This is a genomic window from Phycicoccus sp. Root101 (genome assembly GCF_001426245.1).
GTDB lineage: Bacteria > Actinomycetota > Actinomycetes > Actinomycetales > Dermatophilaceae > Pedococcus.
Window position 1 is genome coordinate 406,276 of sequence record NZ_LMCM01000009.1, and the last position, 17,580, is coordinate 423,855.

Here is a 17,580-nt window from a genome sequence, read left to right on the forward strand (position 1 = left end):
CAACCATGACTCAGCGGAGACTTCTGCGCGGCCTGGTGGCCGTGGCCCTGGCGGTCCCACTCGCCGCGACCCTGGCTTCGGCCGACACCATCTCGACCCGGGTGCCCCTGGACCACCTCACCCAGGTGGGACCGGTCAGCAGCGAGAACGGCTTCCCGGTCTGGTACCGGGACAGCAGCACGCCGAGCGTCCGGCTCGACGCGTGCCTGGACGCCCAGGACCCGCTGTGCGGGTTCCTTCCCGGGGACCTCCCCGACGACACCCAGCCGATCAGCTTCCCGGACAACTTCCCGGAGGAGTTCTTCTACCAGCGGGCCAACGCCACGACCACCATGCCCAACGGTGGCAAGGTGATCGCCGACCTCGCCCTGGAGGGCGCGTTCGGCGGCGGCCCCGTCCTCGACGGCGACCAGATGGTCTTCAGCCGGGTCCGCATCAAGATCACGAACGTGCCGGCCGGCACGACATACACCGTCATCCACCCGTATGGCGTCGAGCGCGTCACCGCGAGCGACAAGAACCTCGTCTTCGTCACCGACGACGTGGGGCTCACGCCGGGCGACTTCACCGGCGCCCTCAAGGGTCGCCACTCGCCCTTCCTGCGGTGGACCGCCGGCGCCCCGGCCGGGTACCTCGGCGACCCCGCCATCGAGCACGCGATCACCGGGAGTCCGTACCGCGACGCGGCGGGCCAGCCGCAGAACTACCTGTCCGTGGTCGACAGCCGCGGGGTCGAGGTCGCCCGCACGTCCCTGTTCACCGTCTCGGGCAAGCTGGCGACGAACTCCGGCGTGACCATCGACTCGGCGACCTACGAACCCGACTCCCCCGGCTCCGACGCCGGGATCCTGTCGGTCTTCGCCAGCTCCGAGCCGGGCCAGTCCCTCCAGGTCGCCACCGACCCGGCGGCGGGAATCGTCAACACCACCCTCACCGCGGACGACGGCCGCTACTTCGGCCGCATCCACTACGCCCACAAGCCCGCGACGGTGAAGGTGCTCAACGCCGGTGACGTCCCGGTGTCGTCCAAGACGGCGGCGCTCAAGGACGTCGTCACGGTCACCGACGCCAGCTTCGACGGCACCAAGCTGTCCGTGTCTGCGAGGTCGTCCGACCCGGACGCCGTCCTCACCGTCCCCGGCTTCGGGGTGCTCTCGGGGGGCACGACCACGTTCCCGGACGTCACCGCCGTGCCCCCGACGATCACCGTCACGTCCGACCGTGGCGGCTCGTCGACCGAGTCGACGGTGCCCGACGGCGGGGTGCTCGAGCCCACGCCGGTCATCGCCTCGGCAGGAGCCGACCAGCGGGTCCAGCAGGGCGCCGCGGTGACGCTCGACGCCGGTGCGACGAGCGGGGAGATCGCGAGCTACGCCTGGAGCCAGACACCGGCCGATGGCGAGCCCGTCGTGCAGCTGACCGGCGCCGCCACCGCCCGTGCCTCGTTCACCGCCCCCACGACGGAGACGGTGCTGCACTTCACGGTCACGACGACCGGTGTGTCGGGCCAGGTCGACACCTCGACGTCGACGGTGACGGTGCTGCCCGTGCCGCTCGACCCGCCGACGGCCAGCGCCGGACCCAACCAGTCCGTGGCCCGCGGCACGAAGGTGACCCTCTCGGGCTCAGCCACCGGCGCCAGCACCTACCGCTGGACCCAGACGGCCGGTGACCCGGTCGGCCCGCTCGCCGACGTCGTGTCCCCGAGCTTCACCTACCCGACGTTCAGCGCAGCCCGCGGCAGCACCAACACGCCGCTGGCGTTCACCCTGACGGTCACGGGACCGACCGGTACGGCGACGTCCAGCGTCCAGGTCACGCCGGTGCTCGACACCACCTCGGTGACGACCCGCTTCCGCACCCGCGGCCAGTGGATCATCACCGGCACCGCCTCGCCGTTCGCGGCAGGGCAGACCATCACCATCCACGCCGGGCCGACCCTCGCCAGCCCGGTCCTCGGGACGGCGGTCGTCAGCACCGCCGACGGGACGTGGTCGTTCAAGCGGGACGTCCCCGCGCAGAACACGGCACCCACTCCCACGGTCTCGGTGGAGTCGACGCTGGGCTTCACCCGACTCGCGATACCGGTCTCCGTCACCAGCTGACCGATCGCGCGGCCCGCCCGCGGGGAGCAGTCACAGGCTCCCCGCGGGCGGGCGCTGCACCTCCGCACGGCTCGCAGGCCCGACGCGCGGTCACCCCTTCCATGCGCCTCGGGCAGGATGGGTGACGTGTTCCTCGAATCAGACCGCAAGCGCAGGACCGTCAAGATCACCGTGTGGGTGGCCGTGCTGGGGCTGCTCCTCGGGGTGCTCTCCTCGATCATCACCGCCGTCGCCGCGGACGCCCACGCGGCGCTGAAGTCGGTCGCCCCGGCCGACGGCGCCCAGGTGGCCACGGCCCCGAGCCAGGTCGTCCTGGAGTTCAACGAGCCGATCAGCACCAGCTTCGCCACCGTGACGGTCACCGGCCCGTCGGGCGCCGCGAGCAGCGGCCGCCCCAGGGTGGACGGCACGACCGTCACCCAGGCGCTCACGGACGGACTCCCGGCCGGGAAGTACACGGTGGCGTTCCGCGTCGTCAGCGAGGACGGTCACCCCGTCTCGGACACCACCAGGTTCACCGTCAAGGGCGCGTCCGCCACCTCGTCGACCAGCACCTCGCCCGAACCGACCATGACCCCCGGCGGCGACACCCCGACGTCCACGACCAGCTCCACCAGCACCGACGAAAGCCCCACCACCGCAACGCCTTCCGCAGAGGGTGACGGCCGGACGGTGCGCATCGGACTCGCGGTCGGCGTCGGCGCGCTGGCCGTCGCGGCAGGTACCGCGTTGGTCGCCGCAGCGCGTCGACGCGGGTCGGCCTGATGCGCCGCGGAGCCGATTTCACGTCCCCGGCATCGTCCTGCTAATGTCTCTCCTCGCGCGCCATTAGCTCAATTGGCAGAGCAGCTGACTCTTAATCAGCGGGTTCGGGGTTCGAGTCCCTGATGGCGCACCATCTACGAGGCCAGGCGGATCACGGATCTGCCTGGCCTCGACTCTTGTCCGGGAAGGGTCCACCTCGTCCGTCGGAGTTCTTCTCGATGGGGTCCCGATGGTCACCCCGGATGCGGCCACGGCGTCGGTGTTCTCGGCGCGCCGGGCCACGGGGACGTCCTCGGTCATCCACGCTCCGGCGCGGCCGAGCCGCCCGGCGACCTGCTGGGTGGACGTGCCGCCGTCGTCGAGGATCGTCGTCGTCCCGCACCCCCTGCGGCAGACTGGCCGACCTCCTTGCCTGGACGCCGACGGTCTGAGGGCCGCCCTCAGAGCGGGACCGAACTCCTTTCTCCAGAGCGCTTCATCGAACCTGGCGAGACCGCCAACAACCACTTGTCACGAGAGCGTCGGTCAGTCGGGTGGTGTCCGGTGCTGCATGGTGAGCACCGTCAGCTCGACCCGGGAGTGGATGCCGAGCTTGCTGAACATGTGCTTCAGGTGAGCATCGACTGTGTGCGATGACACGAAGAGCTGGTGGGCGATGTCCTTGTTCTTCAGACCCCTGGCGACGAATCCCGCGATCCGCAGCTCGCTCGGGGTCAGGGAGGGCCACGGGTCCTGGACGCGACCGGCTGCTGGTGCAGCGCCGAGGGAACGCCTGTGCGTCGGGTCAGCCACCTCAGCGTCGTACTCAGCCCGGGTCAGGAAGTGGGGGTTGTCGAGGACGGCTCGGTCCAGGAGTACGACCGGGTGGGTCTTGAGCACGGCGACGAGCATCTCGAGCCCGAAGCGCTGAAGGTCGTACATGCACATGAAGATCGCTGGTTTTCGGTCCACGACGTCGTTGAGGGCCGCCTCGTACTCGAAGAAGTCATCGGCACCATGAGGCTGCAGCAGCACACCCGGCCACGGCATCTCTCCGGTCGCCCTCAGCAGGCCTGAGCCCTCAGAGACCACCTGGTCGAGGTTGTCCGACAGCACCGACGTCATGTGCTCGACCGAGAACCTTCCGGACTGCAGGTAGACCTCCGACGCCGGGCGCACGTCGAACCGATCCGTCTGTGGGTCCGCGACGCCCGCCTCGCCGACCGTCCGCGCACGCACGGCGCCGTGGTCGAGGCCGTCGATGTAGCACACGCAGGTGTCGCCGTCACGGAGACCCTTGCTGAGGAAAGGGAACAGGAGGTCGTCTCGCTCACCCGAGCCGGAGTAGAGAGCGCAGAGGTGTGTTCCTGGCGGGATCTGGTCCACGCCCGGGATCCCGCTGTCAACGACAGTCATGTTGCCCCTCTGGTCACCGCGAGCGTACGCGCGTTGGTCGGCGGAGCACAGCGAGTCAGGGGTCCGATGTGGCCACGCGTCCGCGCTGGCTCGGACTACGACACTGCTGGTCGACTGAGATCGCTCGCCGCGCGGGCGCTCGGCCTGGCGACTCCAGCCGGCAGGCGTCCTGCGCTAGGTCCGCTCCCCAGCGAGCCGGTTACGGCGTTCCTCCTCGCGCTTGGAGTACGCAGCCGCGGTGATCGCTTCGTCTGACTCCAGGCTGCTCCCGAGCGCACCGCCGACGGTCGCAGCCGACGCGACGAACCAGGTCAGCACGAACAGGTCGCCGTAGGTGAAGGACCTGCGCGTGTCTCCGCCCATCACACCGAGATCGAGGACGAACAGCGCCCACGCCAGGTTCAGGATGTAGAGGGCGGCGTAGCAGATCAGCACGCCTGCGGTCAGCGTCATCAGCGTCGAGGTGTTGTACAGCTTCGACCTCTCCCGAGCCCGGGGGGAGTCGCTGTCCGCACGGTCCCAGAGCTCACCGTCGATCACGAGCCAACCGACGACGAGTGCGATGGAGACGACCATGGCAACCACCAGGCGCCACCAGGACATCGACCCGGCCAACAGCCACACCGTGGAGTTGATGGTGGCGATGACGCCGGTCGTGAGTGCCGCGACGAGTGCCGACTTGAGCCCGGGCACGAGCATCCAGGGCCGGTTGGCGACCACCATGCCCCGGAGCAGCCGCCAGCGGCCGCCCCGGCGCGGCAGCAGCACCCGACAGCTTCCCTCTCCGGGGGAGTCCGCCATGGTGCTGAGGAGCTGCCGCACGGCGTGCCGACTGCGTTGGTGCACGTGAGTCCCGCCGAGAGCCGGCAGGGACAGCACCGCCGTGCGTTGCCCTGGGTCGGTCTCGACGAGCAGGTAGCGGCCGTCGCCGCCGCGAAGGGGCAGCTCGGTGATGCCGATGACGAGGTCCCAGTGGTGATCCTGGGCCTGGTCCGTCAGACGGGCGAGCGCAGTTCCCACGTCCTCGGTGGCGACCGTGAACGGCTCGCTGACGACCTCGATGTCCCACGCGTGCCCAGGATCGCCGTCCTGTGGTCTGAGATCCCGAATCCGACGCGCGATCTCGCTGGGTTTGGCCGGGTCAGCCACAAGACCGACGCGAACTCGTTGCATCTCCACAACGTAGTCGCAGACCGGCCTCAACGGGCCCCACGATGACCCACAAGGCAGCGCTGCGGCAGGCGCGGGCCCGGGCGGTCGCTCGGTCCCAGTGCCCAGCGCCGCCGTCAACGGACCTCGGGTTCCACCTGTGCCCGGGTGGCAGGCCGATCTGCTGACTACTCGGGGACTTTGTCGGCGATGATGTCGATCTTCTCGATCTGCGGTTCGTGAAAGAGGACGCCGGTGTTCGGTCCGAGTGCCTGGCCCACACCGCCCGCGAGGTGGGCATCTCGGGCTTCGTCGTCGGGGAAGACGTCGTACACGCCGAACGTCGACGGGCCGAACTGGATGGCGAACCAGGCGATGGTTCCCGGCTCCTCCATCACGATCGACCGCGCCTTGGTCAGGAAGTCCGAGAGTTCCGTCTCCTTGCCCGGCAGGGCCTCGAGACGTACGAGGAGAGCTTTGGTCAGCATGAGTCCGATTCCTTTCACTGGTGGTTCGAATGGCTGCGGCCGTGCGGTCGCAACGTTTGGACCCGGGGCCTTGGGTAGGCCGCCGCATCCCTTCGGGGAACCCCCGGATCCACTGCCGGTCAGGCGCGACGGAGACGGCGCCGCGGGAGCCACGGGCCACCGGGACGTCAGGTCCGCGGGATCACGGTGAGCACCCGTTCGGTGTGGATGCGGAACTCGTTGATGAACTCGGTGAGGAAGGCGCGAGTCGACTCGTCGGTCACCTCCCCGGACTCCGGGAAGACCTCCGGCGTGAACTGCACGTAGCACTCGGGTGCGGTCATCTGGCGGGCGTTGCAGAAGCTCAGCACTCCTCGCAGGCTCTGTTGCGCGACCGCGGTCCCGATCTGCCCGATGGAGGCGCCGCAGACCGCGGCCGGCATGTGGTCGAAGGAGTTCTGGCCCCAGGGGCGAGAGGCCCAGTCGATGGCGTTCTTGAGGGCGCCGGGGATGGAGCGGTTGTACTCGGGGGTCACGAACAGGACCGCGTCGGAGGCTGCAATGGCTTCCTTGAGCGCGACGGCTTCAGGTGGGTAGTTGCTGTCGTAGTCGGGGCTGTACAGGGGGAGGTTGCCGATCGGGATCTCGGTGAACTGCAGGTCCGAGGGCGCCAGGTTGATGAGTGCCTTGCTGAGGGTCCGGTTGATGGAGGTGGATGAGAGGCTTCCGACGAAATAGCCGACCTGGTAGGAGCCCATGACGTGTCCTTTCCGTTCTTCGACGTCGCTGACTTGTCCAGCATCGTCTGGTGGGGGATTGCCAACTGCTCGATCTGACAGCGGCGCCGTCACCGCCGACCGGCCCTGACGAGGTGCTCGTAGACCAAGCGCACGGCGACCGCGCCCTCGCCGACTGCGGACGCCACGCGTTTCACCGACCCGCTGCGCACGTCCCCGACGGCGAAGACGCCCGCTCTCGCGGTCGCGAACATGTCAGCACCTCCGACGTCGGCGCCGGTCAGCACGAAGCCCCTGTCGTCGAGCGGGATCGCGCCATCGAGCCAGCGGGTGTGTGGCTCCGCCCCGATCAGCACGAACAGAGCCGTTGCACTGAGAGTCCGGCGCTCGTCGGTCCTCAGGTCGTGCACGACGACCTTCTCGAGGCTGAGGTCGCCTTCCAGCTCGCAGACCTCGCTGTTGCGCCAGACGTGCACACGGGGAGCCGAGACCACCCGTTCCGCGAGGTAGCGGGACATGTCGCGGTTCAGGTCGTCGTGGCGGATCACCAGGTTGACCTCAGTGGTGTTCCGGGCCAAGAACAGCGCCGCCTGCCCGGCGGAGTTGCCGCCGCCGACCACGGTCACCGGGTCGCCGCGGCACAGCCGCGCCTCGAACTCGGTGGCGGCGTAGTAGACGCTGGGACCCTCGAGGCGGTCCATGCCGGGGACGTCGAGTCGGCGATAGCGGACGCCAGTCGCGAGCACCACCGTGTGGGCCTCCACCTGGGCTCCGTCGCCCAGTCGCACCACGATGTGGTCCTCGATCGTGTCGAGCGACCGGGCCTCGCCCGGCACCACGAAGGCGGCACCGAACTTCCGAGCCTGGACCACTGCGCGGTCGGCAAGCTCGGCGCCCGAGATACCTGCCGGGAAGCCGAGGTAGTTCTCGATCTGGGACGAGGTCGCCGCCTGACCTCCCGTCGCGATCGAGTCCAGCACGACGGTGGAGAGCCCTTCGGAGGCTGCAGCCACCGCAGCGGCGAGCCCAGCCGGGCCGGCTCCGACCACCAGCACGTCGTACGCATCTCGACGCGGCGCATCCTCTCGCAGGCCGAGTAGCTCGGCCAGCTCGGTGTTGCTGGGGTTTCGCAGCACCGTCTGCCCCTTCCAGATCACGACGGGGATCTGGTCGGGTGGAACGGCGAACGCCCGTAGGGCTACCTCTGCTTCGGGATCCTCCTCCAGGTCCTCCCAGCGGTACGGGATGCGGTTACGGCTCACGAAGTCCCTCAGCCGGCGCGTGTCGCCTGAGTAGCGGGACCCGATGATCCGTAGGCCGGCGCCGACGTTGGCATGGATGCTGCGTCGCACGATGAAGGCCCGCAAGATCAGGTCCCCGAGCACCTGGTCCTGGGTCACGGCCTCCTTGAGCCGTTCGAAGGGGACTTCGAGGACCTCCACGTCGGTCACGGCGACGGCCGTGACGTAGACCGCTTGGCCTGTCAGCATCGACAGGTCACCCACGAAGCGACCCGGCCCGTGGACCGCGATCACCCGCGGCTCTCCCACGGGGCTGCTCTCCTGGACCACCGCTGCCCGGCCGTCCAGCACGACGAACACCCCGCAGTCGCGGTCCCCCTCGCAGAACAGCTTGGACGCCTTGGTCAGCTGCTTCCGCTCCCCATATCGCGACAGCAGCATGATCTGCTCTGCGGTGAGCCGTGGGTAGACGCCAGAGGTGTCCGGGGTCTCGGGCAGGTCAGGGAGCTCGAGCTCAGACGAACTGCTCGTCGGCATAGCACCACCTCCAGTTCTCCCCCGGCTCGATCGACCGGACGATCACGTGGCTCGTCGTGGCGGCGTGGGCGCGTGCGTGGCGCATCGGGGAGGAGTCGCAGCAGCCGACCTCGCCGCAGGTGAGGCATTGCCGCAGGTGCACCCAGGGCGTCCCGAGGCGCAGGCACTCCTCGCAGCCCGGCGTTCTGGGCGGCCCCACCGGCCGGACCAGCGCCAGGTGCGGCTCGGGCGACAGCCGCTCGAAGGGCGTGCTCATGGCCCCACGCTCCGAGTGGACGAGTCGTCCTCCTGGGCGGATTCCGCCTCATGCGGTGGCAGGTGGTCCGTGAGCCAGGAACGAAGAGCCGGGATGGGCGCGGCCCCGACCTGCTTGACGATCGTCTGGCCGTGGTTCAGGAGAACCAGTGTCGGGATCGCCTGAACCTCGAAACGGCGACTCACCGCCGGCGCCTCGTCCGCGTTGACCTTGACCAGCTTCAGCTTCCCTGCCAGCTCGGTCGCCAGCTGCTCCAGCGCCGGGCTCACCATGCGGCAGGGGCCGCACCAGGGCGCCCACACGTCGACGAGCACCGGGATGGTCGACTTGTCCGCCACTGCGGCGAAGTCCGCGTCCGAGGTGTCGACCACCCATGGAAGTGGGTTCTGGCAGTTTCCACACCGGGGGACACCCGCCGCGACGGCTGGCACTCGGTTCTTCGTGCTGCAGCTCGGGCACATCACGACCCTGGACGGGGTCTTCACCGTCGCGCTCATGCCACCGCCTCCTCGTCGTTGTCGGGGTGTTTCGGGACTGCGGTCAGCTCCCCATTGGCGACGTCGACCACGATGGTCGAGTCCTCGGGCAGGTCGCCGCGCAGGAGCGCGCGCGCCACGCGGGTCTCCACCTCACGGGAGATGAAACGCCGCAGCGGGCGGGCGCCGTATGCCGGGTCGAAGCCCTGCTCCGCCATGAACCGCCGGGCTCGCGCGGTGGTCTCGAGGGTGATCCGGTGTTCCGCCAGGCGCTCCCGGAGCTCGCCCAGCTGCAGGTCGGCGATCCGCTCGATCTGCGCGAACGTCAGCGGCTTGAAGAGCACGATCTCGTCGACCCTGTTGAGGAACTCCGGCCGGAAGTGTGACCGCAGGGAGCTCATCACCATGGTGCGCGCCTCCGACCTGATCTCGCCGTCCGGCGTCACGCCCTCGAGGAGGTGCTCCGACCCGATGTTGGAGGTCATGATGATCACGGTGTTGCGGAAGTCGACCGTGCGACCGTGCGAGTCGGTGAGCCGCCCGTCGTCGAGCACCTGGAGCAGGGTGTTGAAGACGTCCACGTGGGCCTTCTCGATCTCGTCGAGCAGGATCACCGAGTAGTGCTTGCGCCGGACTGCTTCGGTCAGCTGGCCGCCTTCCTCGAATCCGACGTAGCCGGGTGGGGCACCCACCAACCGGCTCACGGTGTGACGCTCCTGGTACTCGCTCATGTCGATGCGGATGATGTTCTCCTCGCTGTCGAAGAGCGCTTGCGCCAGGGCCTTGGCGAGTTCGGTCTTGCCCACGCCGGTCGGGCCGAGGAAGACGAAGGAGCCGATCGGGCGGGTCGGGTTCTTGATACCGGAGCGTGCCCTCACCACGGCATCGGTCACCAGCTGCACCGCCTCGTCCTGGCCGATCACCCGCTCGTGGAGCACCTCGTCGAGGCGCAGGATCTTCTGCCGTTCACCCTCCTGGAGGCGGTCCAACGGAATGCCTGTCCACCGGGCCACGATGGCGGCGATCTCGTCGGCCGTGACGACCTCGCGGAGAAGCCGCCGGCCGGCCTGCTTGGCCGCCAGCCGCTCCTCCGCCGCCGTGAGCCGTCGCTCGAGGTCGGGCAGCTTCCCGTGGCGCAGGCTTGCGGCCCGGTTCAGGTCGTACTCCCGCTCGGCCTGTTCGCTGTCCAGCCGCACCCGTTCGATCTCCTGGCGCAACGCCTGGACCTCGTGGAGCGCCTGTCGCTCCGCTTCCCACTGGGCGCGCATGGCGTCGGCCTCGGCCTTGAGGTCGGCCAGCTCCTTGCGCAGCTCCTGGAGGCGGCGCCCGCTGGCCGGATCAGTCTCTTGTGCCAGTGCGGCGTCCTCGATCTCCAGGCGGGTGACTCGGCGGGTGAGCTCGTCGAGCTCCATGGGCATCGAGTCGATCTCGGTGCGCAGCATCGCGCAGGCCTCATCGACCAGGTCGATGGCCTTGTCGGGCAGGAAGCGCTCGGAGATGTAGCGGTGGCTCAGGGTGACCGCGGCGACCAGGGCGCCGTCGTGGATCTTGACGCCGTGGAAGACCTCGAAGCGCTCGCGAAGTCCCCGCAGGATCGACAGGGCATCCTCGACGTTCGGCTCGTCGACCACCACCGGCTGGAACCGGCGCTCGAGGGCCGCATCCTTCTCGATGTGGGTCCGGTACTCGTCGAGCGTCGTGGCGCCGATCATGTGCAGCTCGCCGCGGGCCAGCATGGGCTTCAGCATCTGACCCGCGTCCATGGCACCTTCGGAGGCGCCGGCTCCCACGACGGTGTGGAGCTCGTCGACGAACAGCAGGATCTTCCCGTCGGCAGCCAGCACCTCGTTGAGGACCGCCTTGAGTCGTTCCTCGAACTCGCCGCGGTACTTCGCGCCGGCGACGAGGGATCCCATGTCCAGGGCGAAGACGGTCTTGTCGCGCAAGCCCTCGGGCACGTCCCCGTGGTGGATCCGCTGCGCCAGGCCCTCCACGATGGCGGTCTTGCCGACTCCGGGCTCACCGATCAGCACCGGGTTGTTCTTGCTCTTGCGGGACAGGATCTGGACGGTCCGGCGGATCTCCGCGTCCCGGCCGATCACCGGCTCGAGACGTCCGGCGGCCGCGTCCGCGACGAGGTCACGCCCGTACTTGCCCAAGGCCTCGTAGGTCCCCTCGGGGGTGGCGGAGGTGACCCGCTGGGAACCCCGCACCGCGGTCAGGGTCTGCAGGAACGAGTCGCGGGTGATGCCATGGTGCGCAAGGATCCGACCCGCTGCCGAGCCCGGTCCCTCGTCCAGGAGCGCGACCAGCAGGTGCTCGACGGAGACGTACTCGTCCTTGAGCCTGCGCGCCTCCTTCTCGGCGGCCTCGAGGACGCGGTTCAGCCGTGGGGTGACGTAGACCTTCCCGAGCTCGGCCCCGGACCCGGTGACCCGCGGACGCCTCTCGAGCTCGGCCTCCACGTCCTCGCGCAGCCGGTCGACGTCAGCTCCTGCCCGGGCCAGCAGCGGTGAAGTCAACCCTTCACCCTGCTCCAGCAGCGCCAGCAACAGGTGCTCACCGTCCACTTCCTGGTGGCCGAACCGGAGCGCCTTGGTCTGGGCGTCGTGCAGTGCTTCCTGCGACTTCTGCGTGAGTCGGTTCAGGTCCATGGGGCTCCCCTGTCTGAAAGCGAACGCCGATGTGACTCTTCGAGGGCAGAGATCCGGTCGAGCAGGTCCATCACCAGGCCGAGCGACGAGTAGGTGAGGTTCAGCCGCAGGTGCAGCCGCTGGACGGTGGCCATCTCCCGGACCTGGGACGGGTCGAACCAGAGGTTGCCCTCGACATCCCTGGTGATGTCGAGCAGCCCGAGCGTCACGAGCCGGCGGATCAGCTCGGGGTGGACGCCGGTGACCCGGGCATAGCTGTCCAGACTGAGGCGGTAGGGACGGGCCAGTGGCCATCTCGTCCCGGTGGGGATCCCGGCGACCGGCTCGTTCATCGTGAGCTCCTCGGGTCGAAGGCCGAGACCTTGCCGAGCTGCTCGAACAGCTCGCGTTCCTCGGCCGACGGCGACGTGGCCACCTTGATCTGCGCCTCGGCATACAGGTCCCCCGGCTTGCCCCGTTTGTTCGGCAGTCCGCGCCCCTTCAGCCGCAACCGGCGGTGGCTGGAGGTGCCAGCAGGGACCTTGACCGTGGCGGGGCCGCCTGGCGTGTCGATCCCGACTGACGAACCGAGCGCCGCCTCCCAGGAAGCCAGGGGCAGCAACACGTGCAGGTCTCGCCCCTCGAGCCGGTAGCGAGGATGGGCGGCGATGCGGACGATGAGGTAGAGGTCGCCAGCAGCACCCCCGCTGGACCCCTGGCCACCCTGGCCGCGCAGCCGGATCCGCTGGCCGTCCACGACGCCTGCGGGGATGTTCACGTCGATGGTGCGAGGACCGTCGGGACCACTGATCGACAGGGTGCGCTCAGACCCGTTGTAGGCGTCCTCGACGGTCACCTCCACCTCGATCTCGTGGTCGGATCCGGCCACCGGTCCCCGTCCGCCCCGGCCGTTGGCGCGGCCACCGAAGATGCCGCCGAGCAGGTCCTCGAGGTCCACGTCGCCGCCTGAGCCCGAGTACCGGAATCCTCCTCCCGAAGGATCACCGCCACCCCAGCCACCCGTCCGCGCGCCCGCGCCGGCATAGCCGCGCGACCGGCGGTAGACGTCCGGGTCGAGGTCGGGTCCGACCCGCCGAAAGTCCTCACCGAACGCGTCATAGCGTTTGCGCTGGTCGGGATCGGAGAGCACGTCATAGGCCTCTGAGAGCTCCTTGAATCGTTCCTCCGCGCCGGGATCCTTGTTGACGTCGGGGTGGAGCGCGCGGGCAAGCTTGCGGTAGGCGCGCTGGATCTGCGACCCGTCGGCATCGCGCGAGAGCCCGAGGACCTCGTAGAAGTCCCGGGCCATCACGCGCTCCCGACCATCACGCGCTCCGGGTCGCCACGACGACCGATGCCGGCCGAAGAACTGCGTCGTCGGGTCCGTAACCGGGTCTGACGACGTGGACGACGGTGCCGGGAACGAAGTTCTCGTCGGCCGCGGTGCTGACGGCTTCGTGATGGGCCGGGTCGAACGGCTTGCCGGTCTCGTCGTCGCGCCGGGGGTAGCCCAGGTCGGCGAGGATCGAGAGTGCCTGCTGGTGCACGGCGCGAACGCCCTCGACGATCGGGTCCGTTGGCGGCGAGGCGTGCTCGAGGGCGCGCTCGAGGTTGTCGAGGACGGGCAGCCATCGAGTGGCCACGGAGGCCCGCTCCTGGTCGCGGGCGCGGACCACGTCCTTGGCGTACCGCTTGCGCAGGTTGTCCAGCTCCGCAGCGGTCCGCCGCCAGGAGTCCTCGAGGTCGGCGATCTGCTTGTCGGTCGCAGGGGTGCTGTCGACCACGCGCTCGTCGGCTGGGCCCGGTTCGGGAGCTTCGTGTTCGGTCATGGTGAAGGCGTTCAGCGCGTCGTGAACTCGGCGTCGATGACGTCGTCCGCGTCCTCGGCCGGTCCAGTCCGGCCCGAGCCGGCCGACTGACCGTCGGCGCCTGCGCCGGACCGAACCTGGGCAGATGCGCTCAGGGCCTGGGCCATCTGGTGCAGCTCACCGGTGAGCGACCGCAGGCGGTCGATCGATGCTTGCTCGTCCAGGGCCACTCGCGCGTCGCTGACCAACATCTCGGCCCGGGCGCGGTCGTGCTCGGGGACCGCATCCCCCAGCTCCTCGAGCTTGCGCTGCACCTGGTAGGTCACGGAGTCCAGCTCGTTACGGGCGTCGACGAGCTGACGCAGCTGGGCGTCCTCGCTGCGGTGTGCCTCGGCGTCCGAGACCATGCGGTCGACCTCCTCCGCGCTCAGGGTCGATGTCTCGCTGATGGTGACGTCCTGCTCGGCGCCCGTGTCCTTGTCCTTCGCGGAGACATGCAGGATGCCGTTGGCGTCGATGTCGAAGGTGACCTCGACCTGGGGTAGCCCTCGAGGCGCCGGCCGGATGTTCTCCAGCCGGAACCGCGCCAGCGCCCGATTGTCGCTGGCACGTTCGCGCTCGCCCTGGAGGACCACCACGTCCACCGCCTGCTGGTTGTCCTCGGCGGTACTGAAGACCTCGGTGCGACGGGCCGGGATCGTGGTGTTGCGCTCGATCACCTTGGTCATCACCCCGCCCTGCGTCTCCAACCCCAGCGAGAGAGGCGTGACGTCCAGGAGCAGTACATCCTTCACGTCACCCTTGATGATCGCCGCCTGCACCGCCGCGCCGAGTGCGACGACCTCGTCGGGGTTGACGGTCATGTTCGGTTCCTTGCCACCGGTCATCCGGCGAACCAGGTTCTGCACGGCCGGAATTCGCGTGGAACCGCCGACGAGGATGACTTCGTCGATGTCGTCCGCGGTGACCTTGGCGTCCCCCATGGCCTGCTTGACCGGGCCCATGCATCGTTCGACCAGGTCCGCCGTGAGCTGCTCGAACCTTGAACGCATCAGGTTGACGTTCAGGTGCTTGGGGCCGGAAGCGTCCGCGGTCACGAACGGGAGGTTCACCGCCGTCTGGGTGACGGACGACAGCTCCACCTTGGCCTTCTCCGCCGCCTCGAACAGGCGCTGCAGCGCTTGCGGGTCCTGCCGCAGGTCGACTCCGTTCTCCTTCTTGAACTCCTCCGCGAGGTAGTCGACGACGAGCCGGTCGAAGTCGTCTCCCCCGAGGTGCGTGTCGCCTGCTGTGGACCGCACCTCGACCACCCCGTCACCGACGGTCAGGACGCTGACATCGAACGTTCCGCCGCCGAGGTCGAACACCAGGATGGTCTCGTTCTCGAGCTTGTCCATCCCATACGCGAGGGCCGCCGCAGTGGGCTCGTTGATGATCCGGAGCACCTCCAGCCCCGCGATCTTTCCCGCGTCCTTGGTGGCCTGCCGCTGTGCGTCGTTGAAGTGGGCTGGCACGGTGATGACCGCTTCGGTGACTCGCTCCCCGAGGGCCTTCCCGGCGTCATCCACCAGCTTTCGCAGGATCTGCGCAGAGATCTCTTCCGGCGCGTAGAGCTTGCCGTGCACCGAGAAGCGCGCGGCGCCGTCCGGTCCGGACACGACGTCGTAGGAGACCGTGTGGATCTCGCTCTGCACCTCGTCATACTTGCGGCCAACGAAGCGCTTCGCCGAGTAGATCGTCCCCTTCGGGTTCAGGATCGCCTGCCGTCGGGCCATCTGGCCCACGAGTCGTTCAGTGCTCTCGAGGAACGCGACGACGGAGGGAGTGGTGCGGTTTCCCTCGGCATTGGGGATGACCTGGGGCTGGCTACCCTCCATCGCCGCAATCACCGAGTTCGTCGTTCCCAGATCGATACCCACAGACCTACCCATGACGTGCTCCGTTCGCTCGATGCCGGATCACGCCATGCTGTCGAGGTGGCAGACGAGCGGCATCCCTTGAACAGGTACACCTGAGTCCCGGGTCAGGTCATGGACGGCTGTGCTGGAGCGCGAGGACGGTGAGCTCGACCCGCGAGTGGATACCGAGCTTGACGTACATGTGCTTGAGGTGTGCGTCCACGGTGTGGGGTGACACGACCAGCTCCTGGGCCGTCGCGCGGTTCGACAACCCGCACGCCACGAGCTCGGCGACCCGGACCTCGGCGCCCGTGAGGGACAACCATTGGTCCTCTGTGTCATGGTGGCCGGTCCGAACCCTCGCCAGGGGATACTGCCGAACAAGATCGGGCGTGGACTCCGGACAGGTGGTCGGTGCCCTCCAGAGCTGGTTGTGGAGCACGGTCCCGCCGAGCAGCACGGTGGAGTGGATCTGCAGGACCTCGACGAGCATCCCCGTCTCGACGGACTGCAGGTCGTACATGCACAGGAACAGGGCGGGCAACGCGGCAAGGACCCGGATGACGGCGATCTCGTAAAGGGACATCCTCCTGACAGCTGGCTCATGCGAGTCCGAGGACATCTCTCCGGCCGCACGCAGCAGGGCGCCTCCGCTCTCTGCTGGGGTCGGGCACGTGACGCGGAGCGAGATCATCTGCTCGACGGAGGACTCGCCGACCCCGAGGTACGCGTCGGGCGAGGGGTACGCGCCGAGGTGCCACCGACGCGGGTCGGCGGGGGTGGCCGCCCGACAGGTGCGCTGGCCCTCTTCCACAGGCTCCAGGTCGTCGATCAGGGAGACGCACCGGTCGCCGTGGCGCAGCCCCTCCTGCATGAAGGCGGCCACGAGCCGGTCTCTCTCGTCCGGTCCCGAGCAGAGCGCGCAGATGTGAGCTCCCGGCAGGATCTCCCCCACCCCGGCGATTCCCAACCTCAGCTGGTTCACAGGACCTCCGACTGCGCGAGACCAGGCCCCGATGCTACGCCCACGGCAACGCCGCGTGGGGAGAGCAGGCCCCTGCGCACGTGCCGTCCCGAACTGCCCCTCCGCCCAACTTCAGGCGCTGGGTGGGCTTGGCCCCACACCGGGCGCGGACAGCGCCTGGCACCGTCGGAGCCCGTACCGAGATCTGTCGGCCCCGTCGTCCAACGCAGGCTGCGCAGACCGAGTCAGTAGTCGACTCCGCGCACGGGCACCAGCAGTGGACGCACCGAGACGCGGCGTGCCGCGTCTTCCAGCAGTGACTTCGGGTCGCCGTTGTACAGGTCCACGCCCTCGGCGATGCCGATCATCATCGAGTCGAGCGTTCTGATGGGGCATGTCCATTTCAGCCTGACCTCGTCGGGGAGAGCCGCTCTCATGAGCTGAAGTCGGGACAGGCCGGTGCGGCTGCCCAGCCAGGAACCTCCTTGCACGAGCCACGCGCCCGTGGCACCCAACAGCTCGCATGCCTCCGTGGTGGCGGCCGGCGACTGCCCGTCGGTGTCCAGGACCACTCGCACGCGCGCTCCGCGTGCCTGCATCACCTCCACCAGTGCGGTGACCTCCACGGCGAACTGTCGTCCGCGGTCCGCCGCCAGCCGTTCGACGTTGGCCAGCACTCCCACGTCGGTCGCGCCTTCGGCGACGAGCCGGCACGCCTCCGCGCGCAGGGCTGAAGCGGCGAGCGGTTCAACCTCGCCGTTGCGCCAGCCCAGGAGTGTCACCAGACCGACTGAGGTGCCGGTCAGGCGAGGCCCGACCTGGGGCACCATCTCAGGCGGGACAATCACGCTGGACAGCCCGTGGCGGATGGCCAGTTCGCATTCGTCGTGGACCACCTTCCGGGTCGGCTCCGAGAGGGCGAGATGCTGCTCGAGCCTGGCCGCGACCCCACCGACGGTCATGGCCTGCCGCTGTTTCCTCAGGGGCGTCCCGCCACCGTGCGTCGTCGAGTCACGAGCAGCGCACGTGTTGCCCCATCGACGAGAGTCCTGGCGCGGATCGTCCTTCCCCAAGCCCCCCATGACCGGCCCTCGGTCGCGCACGAGGGTGGGTGGTCGCTCAGGAGCGACGACCCGGGACGTCCTGCTC

The 17,580-nt window shown here is 69.0% G+C and carries 16 protein-coding genes and 1 tRNA gene; 3 read left to right on the forward strand and 14 right to left on the reverse strand.

Annotated features, from left to right (window positions below):
• Nucleotides 1–5 precede the first annotated feature (5 nt).
• From ASC58_RS16575 to ASC58_RS16585, 3 genes are all read left to right on the forward strand, one after another.
• Complete coding sequence (locus tag ASC58_RS16575; RefSeq protein ID WP_157598556.1) at nt 6–2,105, forward strand: hypothetical protein; 2,100 nt, start codon at nt 6–8, stop codon at nt 2,103–2,105.
• A gap of 126 nt (nt 2,106–2,231) precedes the next feature.
• Nucleotides 2,232–2,870, forward strand: a complete 639-nt coding sequence (locus tag ASC58_RS16580; RefSeq protein WP_056920066.1) for a copper resistance CopC family protein — start codon at nt 2,232–2,234, stop codon at nt 2,868–2,870.
• 57 nt (nt 2,871–2,927) lie between these two features.
• Nucleotides 2,928–3,003: transfer RNA gene (locus ASC58_RS16585), tRNA-Lys, on the forward strand.
• A 392-nt stretch (nt 3,004–3,395) separates the two neighbouring features.
• Here ASC58_RS16585 and ASC58_RS21290 read toward each other — a convergent pair.
• The 14 genes from ASC58_RS21290 to ASC58_RS21730 form a co-directional block, all read right to left on the reverse strand.
• On the reverse strand, nt 3,396–4,265 hold the full coding sequence (locus ASC58_RS21290) for an MEDS domain-containing protein (protein WP_162246866.1): 870 nt from the start codon (nt 4,263–4,265) through the stop codon (nt 3,396–3,398).
• A gap of 174 nt (nt 4,266–4,439) precedes the next feature.
• Complete coding sequence (locus ASC58_RS16595; RefSeq protein WP_235529284.1) at nt 4,440–5,414, reverse strand: hypothetical protein; 975 nt, start codon at nt 5,412–5,414, stop codon at nt 4,440–4,442.
• Between the two features lie 188 nt (nt 5,415–5,602).
• A complete protein-coding gene (locus ASC58_RS16600; protein ID WP_056920068.1) occupies nt 5,603–5,902 on the reverse strand; it encodes a putative quinol monooxygenase in 300 nt (99 codons plus the stop codon).
• Nucleotides 5,903–6,069: 167 nt separating this feature from the next.
• Nucleotides 6,070–6,639, reverse strand: coding sequence for an NADPH-dependent FMN reductase (locus ASC58_RS16605; protein ID WP_056920069.1), 570 nt, complete (start codon nt 6,637–6,639; stop codon nt 6,070–6,072).
• Nucleotides 6,640–6,728: 89 nt separating this feature from the next.
• Nucleotides 6,729–8,396, reverse strand: coding sequence for an FAD-dependent oxidoreductase (locus tag ASC58_RS16610; protein WP_056920070.1), 1,668 nt, complete (start codon nt 8,394–8,396; stop codon nt 6,729–6,731).
• Nucleotides 8,374–8,652 carry a UBP-type zinc finger domain-containing protein gene (locus tag ASC58_RS16615; RefSeq protein WP_056920071.1) on the reverse strand — a complete coding sequence of 93 codons (279 nt, stop codon included), beginning with the start codon at nt 8,650–8,652 and terminating at the stop codon, nt 8,374–8,376. Before ASC58_RS16615 ends, ASC58_RS16610 begins: the two co-directional genes overlap by 23 nt.
• Complete coding sequence (trxA, locus tag ASC58_RS16620) at nt 8,649–9,023, reverse strand: thioredoxin (RefSeq protein ID WP_369796251.1); 375 nt, start codon at nt 9,021–9,023, stop codon at nt 8,649–8,651. Before trxA ends, ASC58_RS16615 begins: the two co-directional genes overlap by 4 nt.
• A 122-nt stretch (nt 9,024–9,145) precedes the next feature.
• The gene (gene clpB, locus ASC58_RS16625; RefSeq protein ID WP_056920073.1) at nt 9,146–11,782 is read right to left on the reverse strand and encodes an ATP-dependent chaperone ClpB; all 2,637 of its coding nucleotides are present in this window, start codon (nt 11,780–11,782) and stop codon (nt 9,146–9,148) included.
• Entirely contained in the window at nt 11,773–12,114 is a 342-nt protein-coding gene (locus tag ASC58_RS16630) for a chaperone modulator CbpM (RefSeq protein ID WP_056920074.1), read from the reverse strand. The genes clpB and ASC58_RS16630 overlap by 10 nt, the downstream gene beginning before the upstream one ends.
• Nucleotides 12,111–13,070, reverse strand: a complete 960-nt coding sequence (locus ASC58_RS16635; RefSeq protein ID WP_056920075.1) for a DnaJ C-terminal domain-containing protein — start codon at nt 13,068–13,070, stop codon at nt 12,111–12,113. The genes ASC58_RS16630 and ASC58_RS16635 overlap by 4 nt, the downstream gene beginning before the upstream one ends.
• Before the next feature lie 16 nt (nt 13,071–13,086).
• Entirely contained in the window at nt 13,087–13,590 is a 504-nt protein-coding gene (locus ASC58_RS16640) for a nucleotide exchange factor GrpE (RefSeq protein ID WP_200947849.1), read from the reverse strand.
• Between the two features lie 11 nt (nt 13,591–13,601).
• On the reverse strand, nt 13,602–15,500 hold the full coding sequence (dnaK, locus tag ASC58_RS16645) for a molecular chaperone DnaK (RefSeq protein WP_056920076.1): 1,899 nt from the start codon (nt 15,498–15,500) through the stop codon (nt 13,602–13,604).
• Nucleotides 15,501–15,597: 97 nt separating this feature from the next.
• Nucleotides 15,598–16,452: an MEDS domain-containing protein gene (locus tag ASC58_RS21295; RefSeq protein WP_162246867.1), complete on the reverse strand. Its 855-nt coding sequence runs from the start codon at nt 16,450–16,452 to the stop codon at nt 15,598–15,600.
• A 224-nt stretch (nt 16,453–16,676) separates the two neighbouring features.
• On the reverse strand, nt 16,677–17,393 hold the full coding sequence (locus ASC58_RS21730; RefSeq protein ID WP_235529285.1) for a hypothetical protein: 717 nt from the start codon (nt 17,391–17,393) through the stop codon (nt 16,677–16,679).
• Nucleotides 17,394–17,580 lie beyond the last annotated feature (187 nt).

Coding starts and splice junctions, on each gene's coding strand:
- ASC58_RS21730 (WP_235529285.1), bottom strand. CDS start 17,393: ATGACCGTCGGTGGGGTCGCGGCCAGGCTCGAGCAGCATCTCGCCCTC.
- ASC58_RS16635 (WP_056920075.1), bottom strand. CDS start 13,070: ATGGCCCGGGACTTCTACGAGGTCCTCGGGCTCTCGCGCGATGCCGAC.
- dnaK (WP_056920076.1), bottom strand. CDS start 15,500: ATGGGTAGGTCTGTGGGTATCGATCTGGGAACGACGAACTCGGTGATT.
- ASC58_RS16600 (WP_056920068.1), bottom strand. CDS start 5,902: ATGCTGACCAAAGCTCTCCTCGTACGTCTCGAGGCCCTGCCGGGCAAG.
- ASC58_RS16640 (WP_200947849.1), bottom strand. CDS start 13,590: ATGACCGAACACGAAGCTCCCGAACCGGGCCCAGCCGACGAGCGCGTG.
- ASC58_RS21290 (WP_162246866.1), bottom strand. CDS start 4,265: ATGACTGTCGTTGACAGCGGGATCCCGGGCGTGGACCAGATCCCGCCA.
- ASC58_RS16575 (WP_157598556.1), top strand. CDS start 6: ATGACTCAGCGGAGACTTCTGCGCGGCCTGGTGGCCGTGGCCCTGGCG.
- ASC58_RS16630 (WP_056920074.1), bottom strand. CDS start 12,114: ATGAACGAGCCGGTCGCCGGGATCCCCACCGGGACGAGATGGCCACTG.
- ASC58_RS16610 (WP_056920070.1), bottom strand. CDS start 8,396: ATGCCGACGAGCAGTTCGTCTGAGCTCGAGCTCCCTGACCTGCCCGAG.
- ASC58_RS16615 (WP_056920071.1), bottom strand. CDS start 8,652: ATGAGCACGCCCTTCGAGCGGCTGTCGCCCGAGCCGCACCTGGCGCTG.
- ASC58_RS16605 (WP_056920069.1), bottom strand. CDS start 6,639: ATGGGCTCCTACCAGGTCGGCTATTTCGTCGGAAGCCTCTCATCCACC.
- clpB (WP_056920073.1), bottom strand. CDS start 11,782: ATGGACCTGAACCGACTCACGCAGAAGTCGCAGGAAGCACTGCACGAC.